The organism is Leptolyngbya sp. 7M, assembly GCF_018128485.1.
Map to the genome: position 1 here is coordinate 2,815,709 of NZ_CP070897.1, position 17,118 is coordinate 2,832,826.

The window sequence follows — 17,118 nt, forward strand, 5'->3', positions numbered from 1 at the left end:
TATGGCCAAAGAGATCTATGAATCAGAACTAGGACAGTCACAGTTTTCCTCATACCTTCCCGCTATTTTTGCTCTTGCAGGCTCTTTCGTTATTCTTGCCGGACGTTTATATTTCGGCGAGCGATTTATGACTGACGGCTCGCTGATGATGCTTGCCCTTGCCTGCTACATACTCGCTGCGCTTTTTCAGTTGACAAATCTTTATGCCCCCTCTGAGATGGCGCGCAAGATCGGGCTTTGGGGGGCCGCCCTCGGTGTGATGTTCAATCTTGCGAGTTGGCTTGTTCGCTGGGTCGCGGCCTATGACCGCGAGATCGCGATCTTGCGTGATGCTGGCAGCACCGAGACTCCGTGGGTTTTCAGATATGTTCCGTTTGCCAATCTTTATGACCTCAGCCTTGCATTTGCATTCGGGGCCGGGATCGCAACGCTTTTGATGTCGCGAAGACGCAACTTCCAAGTGCTGGCTGCCTTCAGCCTGCCGCTTGCAGCATTGATCCTTACGCTTGCACGCTTTATCGGAGGTGAATTCATCGATCTTCCCCCTGTTCTTGATTCTTATTGGCGGCCGATACACGTAGGCGTTGCAGCGTTGAGCTAGCGCCCCCCTGGCACTGCACCCGTTTGCCGTTGGCCGCCGCCCGGCTGTAGATATAGCGAGCGACTGGTGTGGACCCAACAAAGCTAATCGCCCGAATGGCTGGATGGTCCAAGATGGCATCGACGGTTTCTTTCGCTCCGTTTACCAGATTGATCACGCCAGGAGGCAGGCCAAGCCGATCGATCAACTGAAACACCGATTGCATGGTCAGCGGCACTTTCTCAGAGGGTTTAACAATGTAGGTATTGCCGCAGGCCAGCGCATAGGGCATAAACCAAAACGGAATCATTCCCGGAAAGTTAAACGGCGCAATCACGGCTGCCACACCCAGAGGTTGGCGAATCATAAACTCATCGATGCCGCTGGCAATGTCTTCTAGATTCGTGCCCTGCATCATCATCGGAATTCCGCAGGCAATCTCGACATTTTCAATCGCTCGGCGCATTTCGCCCCGTGACTCGTCCAGGGTTTTGCCGCACTCGATCGTGATAATGCTAGCTAGTTCCTCAAACTGGTCCTCCATCAGCATTTTCAGCCGAAACAGGTACTGCACTCGCTGTGTGGCAGGGGTGCGTCGCCAGGTCAGAAACGCCATTTGAGCCGCTTCAGCCGCGCGATTTAGTTCTTCAGCCGTAGAAAGCGGTACTTTAGCCAAAATCTCAGCGGTTGCGGGGTTCACCACATCCAGATATTCACCCGCACTGGAGTAGCACCACTGACCGTTGATGTAGTTTTGCAGGATGGGAAGGGTAGATTGGGTCATGCGAAAGGACAAAATGGACATCGGCACCCAAGCTAAGGCAGCCGCTTAACAACTGTGGACATCGTTTTCACCAGTCTAGCGCCACGTGTGCAGTTGCATACACCGATTTCTAGCAGCGTATGCGGCGGTGTTTCCAAGCAATCGCTATCAGGCTATGGACAAAGGGACTGGGCGAACCAGCTACGCTGTTCGCGCTAGCGTTGCAAAGCAAAACGACAACACACCTTACGCCTGCAAGTTTTTGACTAATGCAGAAAACGTTGTCGTTTTCCAAATCTCTGGAGAATTACATTGGCACAATTTGGTATTTCATTCATCACTTCGATCTATTTGAGGGCTATTTGAGAATAGATTCCCCGATCCTTGGGGCGTTCATATTCGGTCATGTGAACCGAAATCCCCCGCCGCAAGCGGCAAGGTGAGTTTATTGCATCATCACCTTTTAATACCACTCTGATGTTTATTCAGTTATTTATTTAACAATCATTAAATAGACCATTAAGAGTCTATCCAAAGATCCTTTCGGGGTTTTGAACTTCAAAAACTCTGACGAGTTTACTGACTTCCAGTCAGAGAAATCGGATAGATACAGCGGTTTTCACTCATGTGAGGTATAGGGGGTGTGGGGGCACTGCACCCCGTTTTTCGTACTTCACTAGCCTGAAAAAAGCTGTAGTAGGCAGGGCTGCTGAACCAGGAATGAATTTTTAGAATTTCAGATTCCCTTCAGTCCTCTGAATCCCGTGACTTTTAAATCGAACGGGAATTGTAGGCAATCAGCAACCGATACCCCACAACCAGTAACCCACAGCCAATGACTGAAATAATTCGCCAAATCGTTCTTCATCATTCTTAACAAACTTAGCGAGGCCCGCAGAGACCATCATGCAGATTTATAAGCAGAAGTTCAACCAGAGATAAGAAATTTAGTTGGACTTATCTACTTGCGCAGCATTACAACCTTCCACTAATATCAATTTACTTCTATCAATGAGGGCGTTGATATAGAGTTTTATCGATAAAACGCATCATTCATCTGTCTACTTAACCTATCTCAATGGCAATAACAAATCGCATCCATTTTAGAAATTTGCGCGGCGACATTTTCGGAGGCGTCACTGCTGCAATTGTTTCATTGCCGTTAGCCCTTGCTTTCGGTGTGGCCTCTGGTGCTGGTCCGGTTGCCGGTTTGTATGGAGCTGTTTGCGTCGGCTTCTTTGCAGCTCTATTCGGCGGTACACCTACTCTGATTTCGGAACCGACCGGACCGATGACGGTGGTCATGACAGCTATTGTTAGTTCTCTGACCGCGAGTAATCCAGAGAACGGACTGGCAATGGCCTTCACGGTCGTGATGTTGGCCGGGATTTTTCAAATCCTGTTTGGGGCGTTTCGCCTAGGTAAATACGTTACCTTGATGCCCTACAGCGTCATCTCCGGCTTCATGTCTGGGATTGGCGTAATTCTGATCATCTTGCAGATTGCGCCATTCCTCGGCCAAAAAGCGCCTAAGGGAGGTGTACTAGGCACGGTTATGGCGTTGCCAGAATTGCTGTCTAACATCAATCCGGTAGCCGCCATCTTGGGTGCCCTAACCCTGGCAATCATTTTCTTGATGCCGTCCAAGCTGAAGCGTTACGCTCCGCCCCAGTTGGTCGCATTGATTGTCGGTACGCTAGTTTCGGTCTATGCCTTCCCCAATGCCGATATTCCTCGGATTGGCGAAATTCCGATGGGTTTGCCCACGATCCAACTACCAACCTTCAGCCCTGGTCAAATGACGCTGATGCTAGTGGATGGGGCCATGCTGGGGATGCTGGGCTGTATTGATACGCTGCTGACTGCCGTTATCGCTGACAGCTTGACCCGCACCGAGCATAATTCCAACAAAGAGCTGATTGGCCAAGGGATTGGCAACTTAGTTTCGGGGTTGTGCGGTGGTTTACCCGGTGCCGGTGCCACGATGGGTACGGTAGTAAATATTCAAACGGGTGCAAAATCGGCGCTGTCGGGTTTAACGCGGGCCGTCATTTTGCTGCTAGTGGTTCTGTGGGCTGCTGGCCTGACCCAAAATATTCCGATGGCGGTGCTGGCCGGAATTGCCCTCAAGGTAGGGATTGATATTCTGGACTGGAGTTTCTTGAAACGGGCACATGTGGTGTCTTGGAAAGGAACACTGATCATGTATGGCGTCCTGTTCCTGACCGTATTTGTGGACCTAATTGTGGCTGTGGGTGTGGGTGTGTTTATCGCCAACATCCTTACGATCGAGCGTCTGAGTGAAATGCAGTCCCAGACCGTCAAGGCGATCAGCGATGCCGATGATGACATTCCCCTATCTGCTGAAGACAAGCAGCTACTGGATCAGGGCCGGGGCCGGGTGCTGTTGTTCTATCTGAGTGGCCCAATGATCTTCGGTGTTTCTAAGGCAATCGCTCGCACCCACAACGCGGTTAGCGATATCGACGCCCTAGTTCTCGACCTGAGCGATGTACCCCTACTGGGTGTCACCGTCTCGCTAGAAATTGAGAACGTGATCAAAGATGCCATTGACAAGGGCTGCCAGGTTTACATTGTCGGAGCCACGGGCAAGGTACACCGCCGCTTGGAGCGACTGGGTGTTTTTCAACGGGTCCCGACAGATCACATGCTAAACAGCCGTACCGAAGCATTGCGGCTGGCCGTTGCTAGCAGCAGTGAGCAGATGGTTTTGAGCCAGCCTCCCGTCCAGCATGGCGGTTTAGAGCCAGCATAAATTCGATTAGAGGATTGGGCTAGAGGCTAACTAGCTTGGCCCAACTGGAGATGCAGATTTGGAGAATAAGTATCTATGAATTTAATTGCACCTGTTTTTGAGGGACTGCCCTCACCAATGTTTCCGCCCCTGCTGGCTACCGCGGCTCAAACCAATGCCTACTGTCAGCTCAGTGCCGAGGAAATTACCCAGACGAGTGCGGTGCATCAACTGGCCCTGCAAGGAGATCAGGCAGCCCAACAGCGCTACCAAGCTTTAGTCCGGCAACATGCAGAGCAGTTACAGCGGTGTCGTAGTCAAACTTGGCCACAGAAACAGGCCATTTGGCTGCGGCTCTATCCCTGTGATGCGGTGGATGGAGTGCTAGAAGAAGTACTGGACCGCATTGTCAGCCGTGGTTACAACGAGGTATTTCTGGAGGTGTTCTACAACGGTCAGGTGTTGCTTCCAGCAGCCCAAAACTCGACCCGCTGGCCCTCGGTGCTGCGCACTCCTGGCTATGAGACCAGAGATCTGCTAGCTGAGGCGGTGAGGCTGGGCCGGGAACGCGGGCTGAAGGGCTATGCTTGGATGTTTACATTAAATTTTGGCTACAGCTACAGTCAGAGTTTGGAAACCCAGTCTGTGTTGGCTCGTAATGGCCAGGGAGCCACAAGTCTCACCTCCCGTGCTCCAGAAGCAGATGGTACCACCGTGAACGCGGACGAATTGTTTATTGATCCCTACCATCCTCAGGCCAAGCAAGATTACGCCCAACTCCTGCAAGCCATTCTGCAACGGCAGCCAGATGGCGTTTTGTTTGACTATATTCGCTATCCCAAAGGAACTGGCTCTGCTTCAGTGGCCAGTCGGGTGCAGGATCTCTGGATCTACGGAACCGCAGCCCAGCAGGCCCTCTACCAGCGTGCCCTGAACCAAAAAGGCATGGAACTAATTCAGCGGTTTTTGACCAAGGGCCACGTTAACTCCACCGATTGGTCCGATCTCGCCGCCCGCTACCCCACGGAGCCAATTCCCCTCTGGCAAGGACTCACCCCAGTCAGTGATGCCCCTATTAGCCATTGGCAAAACGAACTTTGGCGGCTGACTGTAGCCCATGCCATCCAGGGTGTACTTGATTTTCTAGCAATGGCGACTGCATCGGTACAGCAGCGGGGGCTTAAAGCTGGTGCTGTGTTTTTTCCAGAGGCCAACCAAACCGTTGGGCAACAGGGCTATGATTCGCGCCTACAAGCCTGGGAGCGCTTTCCTCATACAATCGACTGGCACCCAATGGCCTATGCAACCTGTGCCGATGCTAGCTGCATTGTTGCTCAGATTCAGCGAGTTGCCGCTCAAGCTCCGTCAGGCACCCAAATTCAGCCTGCCCTAGCCGGCTCTTGGGGGCAAACTCTCAACCAGCATCCCCCTCTGGAGCAGCAAATGCAGGCGATTCGGCAAGCATTTCCCCAACTTCAGGCCGTCAGCCACTTTGCCTTCTCCTGGCAAGAACCCGCATTTGATCACAATCGCAAATTCTGTCAGCTTCGTTAGGGATTCCTGCTATGGTGTTGGATGGCTTCCATCGTCGGGCACCCTACAAAGTGTCCGTCTTTTCCCGATCTAATCCTGATCCAAACCTGATCCAAACCTGACCTCAAGTTTTTCCTCGCCATGAAAACAGGCAGCTTTTTCTCCCAGTCCTACAGTGCTCTGATTCTGAAGATCACTGGTCTGATCCTGATTCTAGGAACCCTGTTAGACTACATTGTCTTAGCCGTACCGCCTAATTTCTTAGATAGTGAGTGGTTGGCAAATTTGATCAACGAATGGGTTTCGAGAGCCACCGTTCCCATCCTAGGATTGGCGTTGCTGTTTCTAGGCGTGTGGTTTGACCGCGATTCAGAATCTGGCCTCAAGGGTTTCCCCAAGCTGGCTCTTGGTTTATCAGCTCTGCTGGGAGTGATATTTCTGCTTTTAGCACCACTCTACTTCAATAGCAGCCGCTTAATGAGTGCTGCTCAAACCCGACAAATTAATCAGCAGACAGCCCAAGCCGAACAGCAGCTCAACAACCTGCTAGAGCAGCAGCGTGCCCGTGTTGATGCAATTGTTTCTAACGAAAACCAGTTGGCTCAGTTACAGCAACGGCTTGATAGTCTGGATTTACCTGAAGACCAGCAGGCGCAGTTGCAGCAAATTAGAACCACCCTCGAGAAGGTGAAATCCGATCCTAAAGCGCTGGATCAGGAGGTTGCTAAGGCCCGGACGGAAGGTATGAATCAAATCCAACAGAAGCAAGCCGAGGCGTTAGGCGAGCTACAGACAAAAATGCGGCGAGATCGGCTGCACACAACCCTCTCCAGCCTGGTCTTTGCGGCAGGCTACCTGGTGATTGCTTGGGCTGGCCTAGGAAGCAGCAGATCAAAAGCGCCCAAAGCGAAAAAACGGCAAGCACGCTAAAGTAATCCTAATCAAGCTACTTGGCTGCTCAACTACTTGACTGCTCAACCACCCGGCTGTTCATCCACCTGACTAATTCGGCGCAACTGCAAGACATCGCTCATCTTGCGGATTTGGGTGAAGATGCGCTCAAGCTGTTCGTGGTCGATAATGTCAATTCCTAAATTAATCACCGCTGTTTGTCCGGGAAAGGTTTTTACCTGCGCACTGCGCACATTAATGTTGTAGTCACTCAAACGCGACAGAATATCTTTCAAAACACCAACGCGGTCAATAACTTCGATTTGTACTTGTACCGGATAGGTCTGGGGACGAGAGCTACCTTCAGTCGTGTTCCAACTCACCGGGATCAAGCGCTCTCCAGGGACATTTTCGGTATTGCTACACCCCTGGCGATGGATCGAAATGCCGCGACCGCCCATTGTGACTACACCAATAATCGATTCTCCCGGTACAGGATTGCAGCACCCGGCCAAGCTGTAGAGCAACCCCTCTACTCCTACGATGGGAGACGTTTTGCTCCGCGCTACTGGCTGTACTGGGGTATTGCTTGTGGCTGGATGGAGCAGAGTATTTGTACTCTCTTCTTTGGGAACCGCCACAATCGGTTGGCGGGCCTTGATGGCCTCACGCAGTCGGTTCAATACCAGATTTAGCGTGACTTCGCCGTAGCCCAAAGCTGCCAATAAATCCTCTGGGGATTGATAGTTACAGCGTTCAGCGGTAGCCTGCATTGGCTCAGACTTCAGCAACGCTTCAAAGCCCCGTTTGCCCAGTTCTTTCTCTAGCAACTCTCGACCGCGCAAAATGTTGGCATCCCGATGGGACCGCTTGTACCACTGGCGGATGCGGTTTTTAGCACCAGGAGTAACGGCAAAATTGAGCCAGTCCAGGCTGGGATGAGAATTCTTTTGGGTGATAATTTCAACAATGTCACCGTTTTTGAGCGGCGTGTCCAAAGTTACCATCCGGTCATTCACTTTTGCTCCAGCACAGTGATTGCCCACTTCCGTGTGGATGCGATAGGCAAAATCGATTGGAGTTGATCCTTGGGCCAGCGCAATCACATCACCGCCCGGTGTGAAGACATAAACATCATCATCAAACAGATTGCCCTTAACGCTTTCCAGGTATTCCTGGGCATCCTTTAGATCGTTTTGCCATTCCAGTAACTGCCGCAACCAGGTAAATTTCTCGTCGTCGGTGGATAGTTTGGTGTAGCTATTGCCAGCTTCCTTGTACTTCCAGTGGGCCGCAATTCCATACTCAGCGACATGGTGCATCTCCAGCGTCCGAATTTGCACCTCTAGCGGTCGGCCCGTATTGCCGATCACAACGGTATGCAGCGATTGATAGCCGCGATTGAGTTGGGAACGCAATTTGGAGGCAAAGCCTCCATCCTTGGTGCGGGTATAACCCAGCCGTTCCAGCAAATCATTCGAGCGAAATGAAACTATCGGACCGTTGCCCTGTTGAGCCGCCAGTTTGTAGAGATAGAGCACAATCGACACTTGACGCGGATTCAGGAAGGTGAGCAGTGCCATAAACAACCGCTGGATTTTGCGGTCCTGAATCTTTTCTAGACCTTTGCTAATGCCTTGGTCGGTACAGGCTTGCAAATCGAGCTTTGCGTACTGCGCCTTCAACTCTTCCCACTCCTCCGCCGAAAGGTTTTCCAACGGCACTCGGCGAATCACCGCGACTTCGCTAGTTTCCTTGCTATCCGCCTCAACCTGCATTTCCAGATAATAGCCTTCTTCATCCGAGCGCAGAATGGGCAGATGCACATCGGGATTCTTGATGGAAGCGGCAGCTCGCGGCAACACCATCAAAAGCTGACCATCAACAGGAAAGGCAAATTTTTCGGCACTAGGACTAGAGGCTTTGAGCTTTAAAGCGCTTTGCATAGGAACGATCAAATCGGACGGCAAGACTACTACAGCAGGTATTAAGCCGCTTCGAGCAGTCCCAACGAACCGCTTTTGAGCTGACTCTATCTGTAGTGCTCTGATCCTACAGCACTTTTTGCAAACCCACACATCTAGTTGTCTAACAGAAATATTTTTTCCTATACGCTACATCTAGCGTCTGATCCTGTAACTCCGGCGGATGTTTTGATCGCTTGATCCTGTAACTCCGGCGGATGGTTTTAGCCTATAACTCGCCCGGATGACTTCGGCTTAGCCTGTAACTCCGGCGTTGATTTTTGTGTCAGGGAACGCAAGATCCTGGATCAAGTTCAATCCGGAGCAGAAAGCAACTCATCATACCCCACTGCACAGAAAGCTGGCCTCGTTCTGACCTGTAACTCTAGCGGATTACCCAGCCTCAGCCCGTAACTCCGGCGGATGATTTGCACCTGTAACTCCGGCGAAGAATCAGGCTGTTACTCCGGCGTATTGTTCGTCAGGAACGGTTGAGATCAAAAATTTTCGGTGCTAACCTCTCATCAATTCTGATTAAGTCTGATCAAGCTTGCGCTAGGAGGTGGTTGATTTCGCTAATTCTGGGTTCGTTGAGTCCGTCCTGCCTTGAGATTGTTGGAACTGCTGGGATTGAAGATTGGCGGACTTGAGATCGTTGAAACGCAATAAAAAACCCTCTGGCCTCCCTACCACAGTTAGCTAAAGGGTTTCTGAGTTGGTTGTACCTCACTTGAGTGGGTGAGGTTTGGATTGTTATGTCTGAAAATTCTAGCAACTTTTTCGGCTCTGGTATAGGGCCGCTAGTTTTGTTTCGATTAATTAGGGGGTTTAGCAGAGCAGCGTACCCCTCTTCAGAAACTGGAGGTAGAGTGGGATGTTCCTAGCCTCACCTCCAGAACCTTGTCTGGTCAAAGAGAGCAATCAGGCTTTCTTTGATTTATTTCCACATCGGTTTGATTACATTTACGCACCCCATCCGGAACCGGGAACGAAACCGCATTGGCAAACCGAAAGCCGCCATCCCCTAACGAATCGTCTGTTAAATCAAAGTAGCTATCTCTATGGCGTTCGTTTTGGTGTAAAAACGCGGTATTGCTTACTGGATATCGATGCTGGCAGCCCTTATCACCCAGATCGGGACGGGTTCGCGGTGCAGCGAATTCTGGGTGTGCTGGAACCACTGGGCCTGACTCGCTCTCTAATCTGTACGTCTAGCTATAGCGGTGGCTTACATATTTACTTTCCGTTTCAGTCAGCTCAAAAAACCTGGGAATTGGGAGCAACCCTCACCATTTTGCTAGAGAATGCTGGCTTTAGCGTAAAACCAGGTTGTCTAGAAGTCTTTCCTAATCATAGAAGCCCAAACCCCCAAGGAAAACCAAGTTTATTTAATGCCCATCGGCTGCCGCTACAGATGGGGTCATACTTATTAAATCAGGACTTTGAACCTGTTTGGACGGATCGCTTCAACTTTGTGCAGCAATGGCAAAGCAGCCAAGAGCACAACGAAATTCCACCCCGACTGCTCAGCCGGATTCTCAAGCAGAACCAACGCAAGCGGTACCAGATATCCGGCAAGGCCGCTAAGTTCCTCAACGATCTGAATGCGGAGATCGAATTAGGTTGGACGGACTACGGGCAGACTAACTATTTGCTCGGACGGATTGCCATGCGAACTTACATCTTCCACCATGTCTTGGAAGGCAGTACGCCCTTGATTGGACAATCACTCGTTGATGAAATTGTAGCTGTTGCCAGGTCACTTCCCGGATATCAAGAATGGTGTCAGCATCAACATCAGATCGAACATAGAGCCGCAGAGTGGGCAAGATGTGTGGAAAATAGCCACTACTTTCCCTACGGTACCGGTTCTTGTATTAATAATGCTCAGCATCAACGGAGTGCAGAACCATCCGGATCACAGCAATCCCTAAACTGGAATCAACAACGATCTGAGAATACAAAAGAACGGATCAGACAGGCTATTGCCGATCTACTCAATCAGAACATTCTACCAACTCAAGCTACAGCAAGATTTAAAGCACTAACCCGGTATGGAATCGGAGGAGCTTCCCTGTATCGCTACAAAGATCTATGGCATCCAAACTTTCTAGTTGCTCCAGAAGATCAAGATTTTATTAACAACCCTTTAAATCCATCTGACCAATATACCCAACTAGAACCAGTCCAGTCCGATCAACATTCTTCAAACTTATTAGCTGTACTAGATGGTAATTCAGCGCAGTCAGTGGATTCTAGCGATCAAGCAGTAGAAGATTTTGGGATCAACGATGGTAATACCACAGTTGATGCGGGTTTTGATTGTTCTACTCACGGAAGTGCTGATGCTGATGCAAGTTATTGGCATAGTTGTCAGCATAGTTGTCAGCATAGTCATTGGAGCAAACGGGTGCTTCCTCAGCTAGAAACTGAGCAGTTACTCCTTTCAGGTAATTCAAGCCGGATCCTAGATGCTGAATGGTGGTTCCAGTCTGGGCAACGGCTTGGCTGGTTGTTTAGAGGCTTTCCTTTAAAGCCACCCTAGCTCTGCACCTTTGCTCTGTTAACTTTTACTCCGTTAACTTTTACTCCATTAACCTTGGCAAATACTTCTGAACAACAGGAACCGAAATTGAGGCGGTAGTGGCGTCAGCGGGCATCGAAGGGTTAATTTCGGTGTTGATGCCAATCACCTCGCCGGTCTGATTTACAAGTGGTCCGCCTGAATTACCGGGATGTACTTCGGTGTTGGTGAGCAAAATGCCATCCCGGGTGATCCGTTTCAGTTCGCCTTTGGTGATGACTTCGGCCCGTCCGTAGGGTGCGCCAATGGCCCAAACGGGTTCGCCTTCTTGGGGCCGATCTTCGGCAAAGCGAGCTGGTGTCAGATTACTGGCACCTTCAATTTGTACTAGCGCCAGATCGTAATGAATGCCAGCATTGCGGCTACCTGTAGCAACCACGTAGGCAGGCAATTCCCGCTCGTCGGACAGACGCACGACCCAGCGGTCACCTCCATTGCGTACAACATGGCTATTCGTCAGCACCAAACCGGATGAGTTGAGAATTACACCTGAACCAATCTGTCGGCAGCCATAATCGCCGTAGCTGGCGTGCAGATAAAATCTGGAATTTGGCTCCAGATTCCCAGGCTCACGGTTAGGTAGGGGCTAATAAACGAGCAGTCGTGGGGGATTTTCAGCTCAGAAATTCTAGCCTGAATGCGTTTAGCCATCAGGATGGCCTGATAAATATCAGTTTGGGGCAACACAATTGCAAATTCTTCGCCGCCGTAGCGAGCGACCAAGTCGCCAGCCTGCAGAGTTTGATGAATCGCCTGAGCGACCTGCTGCAAACAGCTATCTCCCGCATGATGGCCATAGTGGTCGTTGTAGGCTTTAAAGCAATCCACATCGCAGAGGATCAACGAGAGATAGGTCTGATCGCGATGGGCCTGCCGCCACTCGACCGACAGGTACTCATCGAACCGGCGACGGTTGGAAATTTGGGTGAGGCTGTCTAACGAAGCAAGACGTTCTAGCTCTAGGTTGGCTTGCCGCAGCGCTTGCTCAATCCGCTGGCGCTCCTGAATTTCCTGCTGCAACCGCTGGTTTTGCTCGATTAGCTGTTGCCGCTGGCGTTGAATCGTCAGTTGGCCATGAATCCGGGCTAACACTTCTGCGGTATGAAATGGTTTGGTAATGTAGTCAACCCCGCCGGCTGCAAAGGCAGCCATCCGATCGTCAATTTCGTTGAGGGCACTGAGGAAAATAATCGGAATATCTTGAGTGACTGGATTGGCCTTGAGCTGAGCACAAACCTCATAACCGCTAACTTCCGGCATACGAATGTCTAGCAAAATCAAATCAGGCGGTTCAATTTGCACGGTTTGAAGAGCAATCTGGCCGCCCCGCGCTTTGCGCACCTCGTAACCATGGCTTTTAAGGAGGCTGGTCAAGACAAGTAAGTTATCGACTCGGTCGTCCACAATCAGAATTGTGGCTACATCATCAGCCATCCAGTAGGCTCCCCGTCCCAACGAATTGTGCCAGATTCCTAATTATCTAGGTGATTTCAGGTGATTATGCTAGGTGATAATTAGAACCTATCCTGATTAGAGTACCCGTGAAGCAGTTGCAGAATCATCTCAAACTGGAATTTCTGAGCATGGGTGTAGAGTTTATCGGCTAAGGCGCTGTGGCTAGTCGGAATTTGTTCGAGTAGCTCAATCACCTGTTCATCTCGACAGCGAATCGCCGCGTGATAGAGTTGGTCCCGCCAGTGGGACGGCATGAAGTCGAGAGATGCTGAGCGGTGCCGGCTCGGTATCCCAGCAGGCATTCGCTGCGGTATTGAGGGAACAGGTGGTAGCACTTCAGGTGCTGCTGCTTCGGTATAGTGATAGCGTAACTCCAACTGCTGAGCGATCACCTCATACAGCTCGCTAGTTTGGAACGGTTTACCTAGGAAGCCATTACAGCCTGCGGCCAGGGCTTCTTGCCGGTCTTTTTCCAACACGCTAGCCGAGAGGGCAATAATCCGAGACAACCGGGGATTAGGGGTCGTCTTGGGAGCAGCTTCGAGTTGGCGAATTTTTTGGGCCGCGATCAAGCCGTTCATCGTTGGCATGTAGATATCGAGCAGAATTAAATCAGGCTGCCACTGTTGCCACAAGCGGATTGCTTCTTCTCCGTTGGTCGCTTCGCGTAGCTCCAGCCGCAGCACAGTCAACATGCGCATCAGCAATTCTCGATTTTCGGCTTGGTCATCCACGATCAGAATGCGGTAGAGGGGATGTCCAGGAGCTAAACCCGTGATTTGACGATGGCTAGACCGATCAGCCTCCGGGCGATGCAGAACACTATCACTTTCCGAGAGCGCAGCCTCATCGGGTAAAGGCTTGGTGTCGATAGGGCAAAGGGGTAAACTAACCGTGAAGGTACTCCCTTGGCCAGGGCGGCTGTAAACTGCGATAGTTCCGCCCATCAGTTCAATAAATTTGTGGCTGATGGTCAACCCCAAGCCAGTTCCCTCTGGAGCAATTTTGCCATTGCTGGACTGTTCAAAGGCATCAAAGATGCGGTCCAACTCCTCTGCTGGAATGCCAATGCCTGTATCGGATACTTCAAAACTCAGCCATTGAGAATGGTTGGGAATCACCGATACTCTAAGGGTCACGCCGCCTTTTTCGGTGAACTTAATGCCATTGCTCATCAAATTGATCAGCACTTGTCGCAGTTTATTGGCATCTCCGACAACTTGCTGAGGTACATCGGGAGCGCTGATCACCTGTAACTGGAGTCCTTTCGCTTCGGCCTGTTGCCGCAGGATACTGTCAATGGTTTCTAGCAGTTCGCTCAGGTTGAAGTTGATTTCCACCAAATCTACTCGTCCCGCTTCGATTTTGGACAAATCCAGCACATTGTTGATCAAGCTGAGTAAATGTTCGCCACTGCGGTTAATGATCCGCAGATTGTGCTGCTGTTCTGGCGTAGTGCGCGGGTCTACACACATGATTTGAGCAAACCCCAGGATGGCGTTGAGGGGGGTGCGCAACTCGTGGCTCATATTGGCTAGAAATGCGCTTTTGGCGTGATTGGCAGCTTCAGCAGCCTGTTTAGCCCGTTCCAGTTCCAGGTTGGTGCGAGTCAGTTCAACAGTGCGTTCGGCAATCCGGGCTTCTAAAATCCGGTTATAGTCGGCTAGCAGCTTTTCAGCTTGTTTGCGCTCGCTAATGTCCTGAAATGCAAGGATGGCATAGTTCACCCCGCCGCTAGCATCAAAGACTGGCGTTGCTCGCACCTCCAAGGGAACCGTGCGGTCGGCTAGATGAATTTCGATATCTTCTACGGTAATGTTTTCTCCACGCAGAGCGCGGGTTGAGGGCAGTTGGTCGGGTGGATAGAGGCGGTTGGCCCCCAGGCTAGTTTGGTAAAAGTGCTTTAGCGTTTGCATTGCCAGATTGGGCTTGAAAGTCTGCCCGAGCAGGTGCTGGGCCGTCTGATTCATGTAGCTGATGCTGCCGCTCGGTTCAACCACACAAATGCCCACCGGAATCGCCTCCAGAAATTTAGCGAGCTGCTGTTGCTCCCGATGCAACGCATCAAACGAAAGTTGAAGCTGGGCTGCCATTTGGTTAAACGAATTGGCTAACTCTCCGACTTCATCGGCTCGGTGAATCGCAATCGGCTGTTTCCACTGCCCTTTGGCTATTTGCTTGGCAGCTCGATTTAACTTGCGGATTGGAGCGATCACCCAGCGAGCAGTCATGACACTAACCGTAATGGCAACCAGCATGGCAACAGCACAGAGCAGAAAGGTTGTGCGCGTGTTGGCATAGATTTGGGTCATGAAATCTGACTCGGGTACCACTTCCATCAGCACCCAATCCAACCCGAACCCGTCTTGCCAAGGCATTATCTGCACAAAATGGGGGGCACCCTCAAGGGTGAACTTGAGCTGTTGGGGTTGGTCAATTTGGTCTAACCCCCCGAACTGCTGGATCACATGGCTGACCGTTGAGCGCATGAGCGGATTGTCACTCTCTAGAGCAGGCACCCGCTGGAGCCGCTGATTCACAATGCTGTAAGTGGGTTGTGGGGTAGAACTTGCCACCAAAACGCCGGTCGGCTCCAAAATAAAAATTTGGCCTGATTTAGCAATTTTGAGCTGTTTGAGAAAGCGTTCAATATCGTTCAAATACAGATCGACTGCTGCTACGCCCCCGAGACCGCTCCTGCAATGCTCCATGTGGAGAAACCCCAATTACGGTTCCGCGCCTTCCATCAATCGTGACGGCTTGGCCCAAATTAATCAATAGGCTCTGGTAATTCACCATGAGGGCATCAATTCCCTGTTGGCAGTAGGTGCTATAGCCCCGGAGCAAACCCGCAATAGTGACGGCAGCCAGCTCTTCTAAAGACTGAATTGGCGATTGCCTTGGTGAGTCCAATCTGGACAGAATTGTCTGTAGGTTAATTCCGCTGGGCGGTACTGGGTTTTGCCAGTTGATCCCGACTCCAATGACTGCTTGGCGGAGACGCTGTTGGCTGATTCGCGTTTCCGTTAGAATGCCGCCTAGTTTACCCCCCTCAAAAACCAGATCATTCAGCCATTTGATCCCCACTGGAATGCCCTGTTGTCGAAGGGCAGCGGCAAGTCCCCACGCGCTACACAGGGTTAAATGGGGTCCGCAATCCACCGGAAGATTGGGAGTGAATCCAAGCGATAGGTACAGTCCACCGAGAGGGGAACTCCATTGGTGGCCTCGCTGGCCCCGTCCTGCCGTTTGCTGAAGGGCAATTACAACTGTCACATCAGGATCATCAAGCACATCGGGCTGTTCGTCTTCCTGCTGCAACCGTTCCCAGGCGACCTGATTAGTAGAAGTAGCTGTTTCCACCAGATGCAGGTGAGCCGGAACCGCCGCCAAAAGCGTTGCGTCAGGGCAGATGGCAACACCCAGCGTGGCTAGGGCCGTTTCTAAGCGGGAGCGATCAAATGTCATAGCTGGATTTGACATTGGGTGCGGTCGCGGACGTTTGTGAACCTGCTGAGCAGTCTGCTGAGCAGTCATATATGCAAAGCGACTTCTCCAAGCAGGGCTAAAAGCAGAGCTAAATTACCACAAGGCCGTCTGTGTGAACTCCGCTAAGTGAGTAGATGGGGTGAATTGTGTCTAATTATTAACCGAGGCGGTAAGCTTTGGAAAGCAGCATGCAATTTGATTAAACCTTAGAACTATGCATACTTGGCACTGGCATACCTGGCAAGGCGCTTCCTACTTAACCTGTAGTTTGCTCAAAGATTGGGCACATGGCTTTTTGACCCAGCAGTTCTGGTCTTGTCCACCAGAGGCGTTAGTGGAAATGCTTCGGCCAGCGGCTCAGGTGTATCGCGTTAAACAGGTGCATGGCGACCGGGTGCTCAACGCTTCGGCTCTAGAACCGATGAACCGTCCATCTAGTCCGCTGGAAAAACCTCTTGAAACCCCGACTCAAAATCTCACTGCATCTACTGATCCCGTGTTGCCAGAAGCAGACGGGCTGTTTACCACCGATGCGAATCAGGCGATTTGGGTTTGTACCGCCGACTGCACACCTGTTCTGATTGGCGATATCGCCACCGGACAGGTTGCCGCCGTTCATGCGGGATGGCGTGGTACGGCTGCCGCGATCGTGCCCAAGGCAATTGAGCAACTGCAAGCTCAGGGGAGCCAAATTCAGGATTTACGAATCGCAATGGGGCCAGCTATTGCCGGAGAGGTATATCAGGTTTCTACAACCGTTGCCGCTCAAGTGGGCGCAACCATACTGCCCGATACCGGACAGCCAGATCCGGTAAACTCACAGGCAGCACTTACAGATGCTGAAGAGATTCTGGCCCGACTGCGGCAATTACCCAACTCCCCCATACTCGACGATCCCCAACCAGGACGAGCACGACTTGATGTCCGTCGAGTCAACGCCATGCAGCTTGAGCAACTCGGTATTGAACCCGATCAGGTGGCCATTGCGCCTTACTGCACCTATCAGAACCCAGAGCTGTTTTTCTCCTATCGGCGTCAGCCCCAGAAAAAAGTGCAGTGGTCTGGTATTGTCAGCGGCGGTTCGGATGATGTATGAACGGCGAT

The 17,118-nt window shown here is 51.2% G+C and carries 12 protein-coding genes; 6 read left to right on the plus strand and 6 right to left on the minus strand.

What is annotated here, in order from left to right; genetic code table 11:
- Window position 1: 1 nt before the first annotated feature.
- Complete coding sequence (locus JVX88_RS13685; RefSeq protein WP_211627802.1) at window positions 2-601, plus strand: hypothetical protein; 600 nt, start codon at window positions 2-4, stop codon at window positions 599-601.
- Here JVX88_RS13685 and JVX88_RS13690 read toward each other — a convergent pair.
- The gene (locus JVX88_RS13690; protein WP_263975522.1) at window positions 531-1,385 is read right to left on the minus strand and encodes an aldehyde dehydrogenase family protein; all 855 of its coding nucleotides are present in this window, start codon (window positions 1,383-1,385) and stop codon (window positions 531-533) included. The genes JVX88_RS13685 and JVX88_RS13690 overlap by 71 nt on opposite strands.
- Before the next feature lie 1,036 nt (window positions 1,386-2,421).
- On the opposite strand from JVX88_RS13690, the gene JVX88_RS13695 reads away from it, so the two are divergent.
- The 3 genes from JVX88_RS13695 (at window position 2,422) to JVX88_RS13705 (ending at window position 6,561) form a co-directional block, all read left to right on the plus strand.
- Entirely contained in the window at window positions 2,422-4,119 is a 1,698-nt protein-coding gene (locus JVX88_RS13695; protein WP_211627803.1) for a SulP family inorganic anion transporter, read from the plus strand.
- A 75-nt stretch (window positions 4,120-4,194) separates the two neighbouring features.
- Window positions 4,195-5,652 carry a family 10 glycosylhydrolase gene (locus tag JVX88_RS13700; protein WP_211627804.1) on the plus strand — a complete coding sequence of 486 codons (1,458 nt, stop codon included), beginning with the start codon at window positions 4,195-4,197 and terminating at the stop codon, window positions 5,650-5,652.
- 120 nt (window positions 5,653-5,772) lie between these two features.
- Window positions 5,773-6,561 (plus strand): HpsJ family protein, encoded by a 789-nt coding sequence (locus tag JVX88_RS13705; RefSeq protein ID WP_211627805.1) that lies wholly within the window; start codon window positions 5,773-5,775, stop codon window positions 6,559-6,561.
- A 44-nt stretch (window positions 6,562-6,605) separates the two neighbouring features.
- Here JVX88_RS13705 and JVX88_RS13710 read toward each other — a convergent pair whose 3' ends face one another.
- The gene (locus tag JVX88_RS13710; RefSeq protein WP_211627806.1) at window positions 6,606-8,468 is read right to left on the minus strand and encodes a RelA/SpoT family protein; all 1,863 of its coding nucleotides are present in this window, start codon (window positions 8,466-8,468) and stop codon (window positions 6,606-6,608) included.
- Window positions 8,469-9,360: 892 nt separating this feature from the next.
- Here JVX88_RS13710 and JVX88_RS13715 point away from each other — a divergent pair.
- Entirely contained in the window at window positions 9,361-11,031 is a 1,671-nt protein-coding gene (locus tag JVX88_RS13715; RefSeq protein WP_211627807.1) for a hypothetical protein, read from the plus strand.
- Between the two features lie 40 nt (window positions 11,032-11,071).
- On the opposite strand, the gene JVX88_RS13720 is transcribed toward JVX88_RS13715, so the two are convergent.
- The 4 genes from JVX88_RS13720 to JVX88_RS13735 all read right to left on the minus strand — a co-directional run bounded on the left by JVX88_RS13720 (window position 11,072) and on the right by JVX88_RS13735 (window position 16,008).
- Window positions 11,072-11,533 carry a S1C family serine protease gene (locus JVX88_RS13720; RefSeq protein WP_211627808.1) on the minus strand — a complete coding sequence of 154 codons (462 nt, stop codon included), beginning with the start codon at window positions 11,531-11,533 and terminating at the stop codon, window positions 11,072-11,074.
- Window positions 11,534-11,553: 20 nt separating this feature from the next.
- Window positions 11,554-12,504: a diguanylate cyclase domain-containing protein gene (locus tag JVX88_RS13725; protein WP_211627809.1), complete on the minus strand. Its 951-nt coding sequence runs from the start codon at window positions 12,502-12,504 to the stop codon at window positions 11,554-11,556.
- 80 nt (window positions 12,505-12,584) lie between these two features.
- The gene (locus JVX88_RS13730; RefSeq protein WP_211627810.1) at window positions 12,585-15,185 is read right to left on the minus strand and encodes an ATP-binding protein; all 2,601 of its coding nucleotides are present in this window, start codon (window positions 15,183-15,185) and stop codon (window positions 12,585-12,587) included.
- A complete protein-coding gene (locus JVX88_RS13735) occupies window positions 15,172-16,008 on the minus strand; it encodes a biotin--[acetyl-CoA-carboxylase] ligase (protein WP_211627811.1) in 837 nt (278 codons plus the stop codon). The genes JVX88_RS13730 and JVX88_RS13735 overlap by 14 nt, the downstream gene beginning before the upstream one ends.
- Window positions 16,009-16,228: 220 nt before the next feature.
- Between JVX88_RS13735 and pgeF the strand changes: the two genes are divergently transcribed.
- A complete protein-coding gene (gene pgeF / locus JVX88_RS13740) occupies window positions 16,229-17,110 on the plus strand; it encodes a peptidoglycan editing factor PgeF (RefSeq protein ID WP_211627812.1) in 882 nt (293 codons plus the stop codon).
- Window positions 17,111-17,118: the final 8 nt, after the last annotated feature.

Coding starts and splice junctions, on each gene's coding strand:
- JVX88_RS13685 (WP_211627802.1), top strand. CDS start 2: ATGGCCAAAGAGATCTATGAATCAGAACTAGGACAGTCACAGTTTTCC.
- JVX88_RS13690 (WP_263975522.1), bottom strand. CDS start 1,385: ATGTCCATTTTGTCCTTTCGCATGACCCAATCTACCCTTCCCATCCTG.
- JVX88_RS13695 (WP_211627803.1), top strand. CDS start 2,422: ATGGCAATAACAAATCGCATCCATTTTAGAAATTTGCGCGGCGACATT.
- JVX88_RS13700 (WP_211627804.1), top strand. CDS start 4,195: ATGAATTTAATTGCACCTGTTTTTGAGGGACTGCCCTCACCAATGTTT.
- JVX88_RS13705 (WP_211627805.1), top strand. CDS start 5,773: ATGAAAACAGGCAGCTTTTTCTCCCAGTCCTACAGTGCTCTGATTCTG.
- JVX88_RS13710 (WP_211627806.1), bottom strand. CDS start 8,468: ATGCAAAGCGCTTTAAAGCTCAAAGCCTCTAGTCCTAGTGCCGAAAAA.
- JVX88_RS13715 (WP_211627807.1), top strand. CDS start 9,361: ATGTTCCTAGCCTCACCTCCAGAACCTTGTCTGGTCAAAGAGAGCAAT.
- JVX88_RS13725 (WP_211627809.1), bottom strand. CDS start 12,504: ATGGCTGATGATGTAGCCACAATTCTGATTGTGGACGACCGAGTCGAT.
- JVX88_RS13735 (WP_211627811.1), bottom strand. CDS start 16,008: ATGTCAAATCCAGCTATGACATTTGATCGCTCCCGCTTAGAAACGGCC.
- pgeF (WP_211627812.1), top strand. CDS start 16,229: ATGCATACTTGGCACTGGCATACCTGGCAAGGCGCTTCCTACTTAACC.